The organism is Burkholderia dolosa (genome assembly GCF_902499135.1).
GTDB lineage: Bacteria > Pseudomonadota > Gammaproteobacteria > Burkholderiales > Burkholderiaceae > Burkholderia > Burkholderia dolosa.
In genome coordinates this window covers 1-6715 of the sequence record NZ_CABVPR010000116.1, presented here as the reverse complement: position 1 = coordinate 6715, position 6715 = coordinate 1, and the positions used below count along the sequence as shown (strand labels likewise).

The following is a 6715-nucleotide window of genomic DNA, read 5'->3' as shown; positions in this document are numbered from 1 at the left end:
CGCGCACGAGCATCGACAGCAGTTCGATCGGCGCCGTCTCGTCGCCGTGCACGCCGGCCGACACGAGCACGCTCGCGCGCGCGGCCGCGTCGCGTGCCGGCTGCGCGGGCTCGAACGCGAGCAGCCCGTCGCCGAGCCATTGCCAGCGCACCGCGCCGCCCGCGCACGTGCCGTCATGCGCGGCCGGCTGCCCGCCGGCGAGCGTGAACGCGAGAAAATCGTCGAGCGGCACGGCGTCGGACCTCCGGACGTCAGCGCTGGAAGTCATACAGCGAACCGACGCGCAGGATCTGCGTGAGCTCGTCGAGCGCCGTGCGCGATTCGTCGAGCAGCGCCGGATCGGCGAGATCCTCCGGCGCGAGGCGATCGCGGTAATGCCTGTCGATCCACGCGTCGAGCGATGCGAACAGCGCGTCGTCGATCCACACGTTCGACTTGACCGCCGCGCGCTCCGCATCGTTCAGCACGACGCGCAGCCGCAGGCATGCGGGGCCGCCGCCGTTCTTCATGCTTTCGCGCAGGTCGAACACGAGCACGTCGCGGATCGGGCCGTTGCCCGCCGCGAGGCGGTCGAGATAGGCGGCGACGTTCGCGTTCTCGCGGCATTCCTGCGGCACGACGAGCACCTGCGAGCCGTCCGCGCGCGACAGCAGCTGGCTGTTGAACAGATACGACGTCACGGCGTCGTTCACGCTCACCGCCGCGTCCGGCACCTCGATCACGTTCAGCCGCGCGCCGCGCGCGTCGAGCGCGGCCGTCAGCGCGTCGTAGATCGCCTGCTTGTTGACGAACGCGCGCTCGTGCGTGAACAGCGTGTCGCGGTTGCCGACCGAGATCACGTCGTTGTGGAACACGCCCGCGTCGATCACGTCCGGGTCCTGCTGCGCGTAGACGGTCGCCTCTTCCGCGAGCCCGTGGCGATGCGCAACCGCGCGGCTCGCCTCGAAGGTCTGGCGCGCCGGGAAGCGCTTCGGCTCAGGGCCGCGGCGGTATTCCGCGCGGCCGTACACGAAGAACTCGACGCCCGGCTTGCCGTACTCCGCGCAAAAACGCGTATGGTTCGCCGCGCCTTCGTCGCCGAGCGCCGGCGTGCCGGTCAGCGCGTCGTGCACGACGAAGTGCGCGGGGTCGGCGAACAGCGTCGACAGCGTGCGCCGCGTCGCTTCGTGCTCGATCGCGCGGTGCAGCTTGCTGCACAGGTTCGCGGGCGTGAAGTGCACGCGGCCGTCGCTGGTGTCGGCCGACGGGCTCACGGTCGCCGCATTGGCGGTCCACATCGCCGATGCCGAGCTGGCCGCCGCGAGCAGTTCGGGCGCCTGCTTCGCGGCCTTCGCGATCACGTCGGCGTCCTTGCCGGAAAAGCCGAGCTCGCGCAGCAGGCGCAGCGACGGCCGCTCCTGCGGCGGCAGCACGCCTTGCGCGAAGCCGAGATCCGCGAGCTGCTTCATCTTGCGCAGCCCTTGCTTCGCGGCGGCCTTCGGGTTCGCGGCCGACTTCTCGTTGTTGATCGACGCGACGTTGCCGAACGACAGCCCCGCGTAGTTGTGAGTCGGCCCGACGAGTCCGTCGAAATTGGCTTCTTGTGCGTTCATCGTCGTTCCCTCGATCAGAAATGCAGGCCCGGAGACAGGCTCGCGGGCAAGGTCAGCTGCGCGCTTTCCACCGACGCCATCGGATACGCGCAATAGTCGGCCGCGTAGTACGCGCTCGGCCGATGGTTGCCCGAGCGGCCGGTACCGCCGAACGGCGCGGCCGACGATGCGCCGTTGGTCGGCCGGTTCCAGTTCACGATCCCCGCACGGATCGTGCGGCGGAAGTGCTCCCACGCGCCGGCATCGTCGGCGAGCAGGCCCGCGGACAGCCCGAACGCGGTGTCGTTCGCGCGCTCGATCGCTTCGTCGAACGCCGCATAGCGGACGATCTGCGCGAGCGGGCCGAAATGCTCTTCGTCGGGCAGATCGGCCACGTCCGTCACGTCGACGATCGCCGCGTTCACGAAGCCGAGCCGCGGATCGCGCTGCGCCATCGCGACGATCGGCTTCGCGCCGCGCTCGAGCAGCCGCGATTGCGCGTCGACGAGCTTCGCGGCCGCGCGCGCGGAGATCACCGCACCCATGAACGGCTGCGGATCGGCGTCGAATACGTCGGCGGTGATCTTCGACGTGACGTCGGCGAAGCGCGCGACGAAACGGTCGCCGAACGCGCCGCGCGGCACGAAGATGCGCCGCGCGCACGTGCAGCGCTGGCCGGCCGACAGGAACGCCGACTGGATCGTGTGATGCACGGCCGCGTCGAGATCGTCGACCTCGCCGATCACGAGCGGATTGTTACCGCCCATCTCGAGCGCGAGCACGATTTCCGGGCGGCCGCCGAACTGCCGGTGCAGCAGCGTGCCGGTGTCCGAGCTGCCGGTGAAGAACAGCCCGTCGATCTGCCGGTGGTTCGCGAGCGCGATGCCGGTGTCCTTCTCGCCCTGCACGAGATTCAGCACGCCGGCCGGCAGGCCCGCGTCGTTCCAGACGTCGACCGTTGCGCGCGCAACGCCGGGCGCGAGTTCGGACGGCTTGAACACGACCGTGTTCCCCGCGATCAGCGCGGGCACGATATGGCCGTTCGGCAAATGGCCGGGGAAATTGTACGGACCGAACACCGCGACGACGCCGTGCGGGCGATGACGCAGCACCGCGACGCCGTCGGCCATCTCCTGACGCTTCTCGCCGGTGCGTTCGCGGTAGGCCTGAATCGAGATCGCGACCTTCGCGGCCATCGACGCGACTTCGGTACGCGCTTCCCACAGCGGCTTGCCGGTCTCGCGGCCGATCGCGATCGCGAGCGCTTCCTTGCGCTCGGTGAGCAGCTCCGCGAAGCGCTTGACGATCGCGCAGCGCGCGTCGAAGTCGAGCGCCGACCAGCCGGCGAACGCGCGTCGCGCGCTCGCGACCGCGCGGTCGACGTCGGCCGCCGACGCGCTCGCGCCCTGCCATGCGATCTCGTCGGTGCCCGGATTGCGCGAAGCGAACACGGGGCCCGAGCCTGCGACCCAGGCGCCGTCGATGAAGAGTTCCGTCATGATTCGTTTATCCCTGTTTGGCTTTGAGCGGCAGCACGCGGACCGGATCGCCGGCGTTCACGCGAAGCGCGGCGGCATCGTCGGCCGACAGCACGAACGAGCCGTTCGCGACGATGCCGGGCGCGACGCCGACGCGGAAATCCGCGAGCGACGTGTTCGACACGAGCGACTTCGTCGCATGAGCGTCCTGCGCATCGTCGCCGGCGTTCGGCACGCCGATCGCGGCCGGCACGACGACGCTCTCGCGCACCGTGCGCAGATCGTTGATGTGGCATTCGAGCACGGGGCCCGCGTCGAAGATGTCGACATGGTTCTGATAGCGCAGCCCTTCCGCTTCGAGCATCTTGCGGGCGGGGGCCGTGTCGCGATGCGTGAGGCCGACCGCGTCCTGCGCGTCCTGCGGCAGCAGGTCGACGTACACCGGATAGCGCGGCATCAGCTCCGCGAGGAACGACTTGCGGCCGTGCGAGCTCAGGTAATCGGCCGCGTTGAAGTCGATCTGGTAGAAGTGCGAGCCGACCGCGCGCCAGAACGGCGACGTGCCGTCTTCGTCGAAGTGGCCGCGCAGTTCCGCGCAGATGCGTTCCGGGAAGCGGTCGCGGAACTGCGCAATGAACATGAACCGCGAGCGCGACAGCAGCCCGCCGACGCCGCCCGTCCGATAGCGCGGGCTCAGGAACAGCGAGCACACTTCCGCGTAGCCGGTCAGGTCGTGCGAGATGTTCAGCGCGGACATCCGCGTCCACACGCCCAACTCCTGGCTCGCGTGCACCACGGTGCTCACGCGATAGTTGTAGAACGGCTGCTCGAGGCCGACCTGCGTCTCGATCCCGCATACGCCCGCGATGTCGCCGGTGTTCGAGTCTTCCATCACGAAGAAGTAGCCGGCTTCGGCGGGTGCGGCCTGCCCGGCGAGCGTGCGGCGCGAGCGCTCGATGCGCGCGGCGAGCGCGTCGCGATCGGGCTTGAACGTGGTCAGGCCCGGCCCGGTTTCCTGCGCGAGCGACACGAGCGCGTCGACGTCGCCCGTTTGTACGACCCGAACGACGATCATGCTGCGTCTCCCTTCAAATCTTCATCGTCGCGGCGATGCAGCGGCACGCAGCGCACGACATCGCCATCCTTCACGCCGAGCGCCGCGCGCACGTCGGCCGCGAGCGGCGCAGGCGCGCCGCGCGCGCCGGCCGTGTCGCCCGGCAGATCCGCGAGCACGCAGCGGAACGATTCGCCGCTGCCGGCCGACACCATGTATGCGACGTCGCCCTGCTCGCGCGCCGCTTCGCGCACGACGCGCTCGGCGCCGTCCTTCACGCACGCGGTGCGGTCGACCTGCGCGGTCAGCACCGGGCCTGCGTCGAAGATGTCGACGAAGCGGTCGGGCTCGAAGCCTTCCTCGAGGTGGATGTCGTACGCGAGCAGCGCCGACTCGTTCGGCTCGCCGAGCACGCGCTGCGCGGCTTCCGGCAGCAGCGGCACGTACAGCGGATAGGCCGGCATCACTTCCGCGATGAACGTGCGGCTGCGGCCGCCCGATGCGATGTCGACGTCGGTGAAGTCGCGGCCGAAGAACTTGCGGCCGACCGCTTCCCAGAACGGCGATGCGCCGTTGGCGTCGCTCACGCCGAGCAGCAGCGTGAACACTTCGGGCGTGAAGCGCCGGCGGTTCGCGGCGATGTACATCATCCGCGCGCGCGAGATCAGGTGCGCGGCCGCGTCGCCGCGCAGCGACGGATCGACGTAGAAGCCGGCGAGACGGCTCTTGCCGGTCAGCTCGTGCGACATCGTCAGCGCGTGGATCTTGCGGTTCACGTGCAGTTCGCGCGACGCGTGGATCAGCGCGTCGTTGCGAAACGCGTAGAACGGCTCCGAGTAGCCGGCCGCAGCCACGATGCTCGCGGTACCGAGCAGCTTGCCGGTCGTCGAATCCTCGAGCACGAACAGGTAGAACTCCTCGCCGGCGAAATCGACGTCCGCGCGAAACGAATCCTCGGACAGCGCGACGCGCGCTTCGAGCGCTGCGCGATCGTGCGGCAGCGAGTGCAGGACCGGCTGCGCGGTGCGCGCCATCTGCGCGAGCGCATCGAGATCCGTGAGTTTGCCGGGGCGAACAAATAGCATCGTCGTTCCTGTCTGCGATGGACGCGCGAATCAGCGCGCGGTGGCTTCCTGCGCGGCGAGCACCTGTTCGACCGCCTTCTCGAAGCGCTTCACGCCTTCGTCGAGCAGGTCGAACGGAATCACGAGCGACGGGACGAAGCGCAGCACGTTCGGGCCGGCGATCAGCATGATCAGCCCTTGCTCGGCCGCCGCGTTCACGAAGTCCTTCGCGCGGCCGTCGAACGCGGCCGTGAGTTCGGCGCCGATCAGCAGGCCTTTGCCGCGCACTTCCTTGAAGATCCCGAAGCGCGCGTTGATGCGCTCGAGCGCGCCCTTCAGGCGCACGCTGCGTTCACGCACGCCGGCGAGCAGTGCCGGATCGCCGATCAGCTCGACGACCTTGTCGGCGATCGCCGATGCGAGCGGGTTGCCGCCGTACGTCGTGCCGTGCACGCCGACCTTGAAGTGCGCGGCGAGTTCGTTCGTCGTCAGCATCGCGCCGATCGGGAAGCCGTTGCCGAGCGCCTTGGCGGTCGTGAGGATGTCCGGCGTGACGCCCGTGTCCATGTATGCGTAGAACTGGCCGGTGCGGCCAACGCCCGTCTGCACTTCGTCGAAGATCAGCAGTGCGTCGTTCGCGTCGCACGCTTCGCGCAGCGCTTTCAGGAACGCCGGATCGGCCGGGATCACGCCGCCTTCGCCCTGCACGGGCTCGACGATCACCGCGCAGGTTTGCGGGCCGATCGCCGCCTTCGCGGCTTCGATGTCGTTGTACGGCAGATGCTTGATGCCGGCCGGCACCGGGCCGAAGCCTTCCGAGTATTTCGGCTGGCCGCCGACGCTGACCGTGAAGAACGTGCGGCCGTGGAACGACTGCACGAACGAGACGATTTCGAATTTGTCGGCGCCGTGCCGATCGAACGCGACGCGGCGTGCGAGCTTCAGTGCGGCTTCGTTCGCTTCCGCGCCCGAGTTCGCGAAGAATGCGCGATCGGCGAAGGTCAGCGATTCGAGACGCTTCGCGAGGCGCAGCACCGGCTCGTTCGTGTAGCCGTTGCCGATGTGCCAGAGCTTGCGGCCTTGCTCGTCGAGGACTTTCAGCAATTCCGGGTGGCCGTGGCCGAGCGACGTCACCGCGATCCCGCACGCGAAATCCACGTACTCGCGGCCGGCCGTGTCCCATACGCGGGAGCCTTCTGCGCGGTCCGGCACGAACGGTGCGGGAGAAAACACCGGCACCATCACTTCGTCGAAAGTCTGGCGGGTCACGGTCGGGGTCGTCATGGTCGTTCCTTTCGGGTTCGTAAGGGGGCTTGAAGCGATAGGTTCAAGTTTAGGTAACGGGCGGGGGTGGCGTCTTGCAGAATTGCGACGGGTTCTGTCGGAAGCGGTTTTTTGGGTTTTTTTGGGTGGTTCGAGGTTGGCTGTTTTGTGGGTGGTTTGTCGGCGGCTTCGTAAATTTGACCTTCCCCTGACCTTACCCCGCCGAGTACACCATTCGTAATTTAGTGGGCTCGCCGGTTTTCGGTTGATGCAGTTGCCGGAATT

General features: G+C 68.5%; 5 protein-coding genes and 1 pseudogene. All 6 read right to left on the bottom strand.

What is annotated here, in order from left to right; genetic code table 11:
- A pseudogene (locus BUB20358_RS27425) lies at nt 1–268 on the bottom strand (succinylglutamate desuccinylase); the annotation flags it as partial.
- Entirely contained in the window at nt 252–1592 is a 1341-nt protein-coding gene (gene astB / locus BUB20358_RS27420; RefSeq protein WP_035972717.1) for an N-succinylarginine dihydrolase, read from the bottom strand. The gene astB and the pseudogene BUB20358_RS27425, both read right to left, overlap by 17 nt.
- Before the next feature lie 14 nt (nt 1593–1606).
- A complete protein-coding gene (astD, locus tag BUB20358_RS27415; protein WP_035972719.1) occupies nt 1607–3070 on the bottom strand; it encodes a succinylglutamate-semialdehyde dehydrogenase in 1464 nt (487 codons plus the stop codon).
- A 7-nt stretch (nt 3071–3077) separates the two neighbouring features.
- Nucleotides 3078–4124 carry an arginine N-succinyltransferase gene (astA, locus tag BUB20358_RS27410; protein WP_035972720.1) on the bottom strand — a complete coding sequence of 349 codons (1047 nt, stop codon included), beginning with the start codon at nt 4122–4124 and terminating at the stop codon, nt 3078–3080.
- On the bottom strand, nt 4121–5188 hold the full coding sequence (aruF, locus tag BUB20358_RS27405; RefSeq protein ID WP_006764730.1) for an arginine/ornithine succinyltransferase subunit alpha: 1068 nt from the start codon (nt 5186–5188) through the stop codon (nt 4121–4123). Before aruF ends, astA begins: the two co-directional genes overlap by 4 nt.
- Nucleotides 5189–5218: 30 nt before the next feature.
- Complete coding sequence (locus BUB20358_RS27400) at nt 5219–6451, bottom strand: aspartate aminotransferase family protein (protein WP_006764731.1); 1233 nt, start codon at nt 6449–6451, stop codon at nt 5219–5221.
- Nucleotides 6452–6715: the final 264 nt, after the last annotated feature.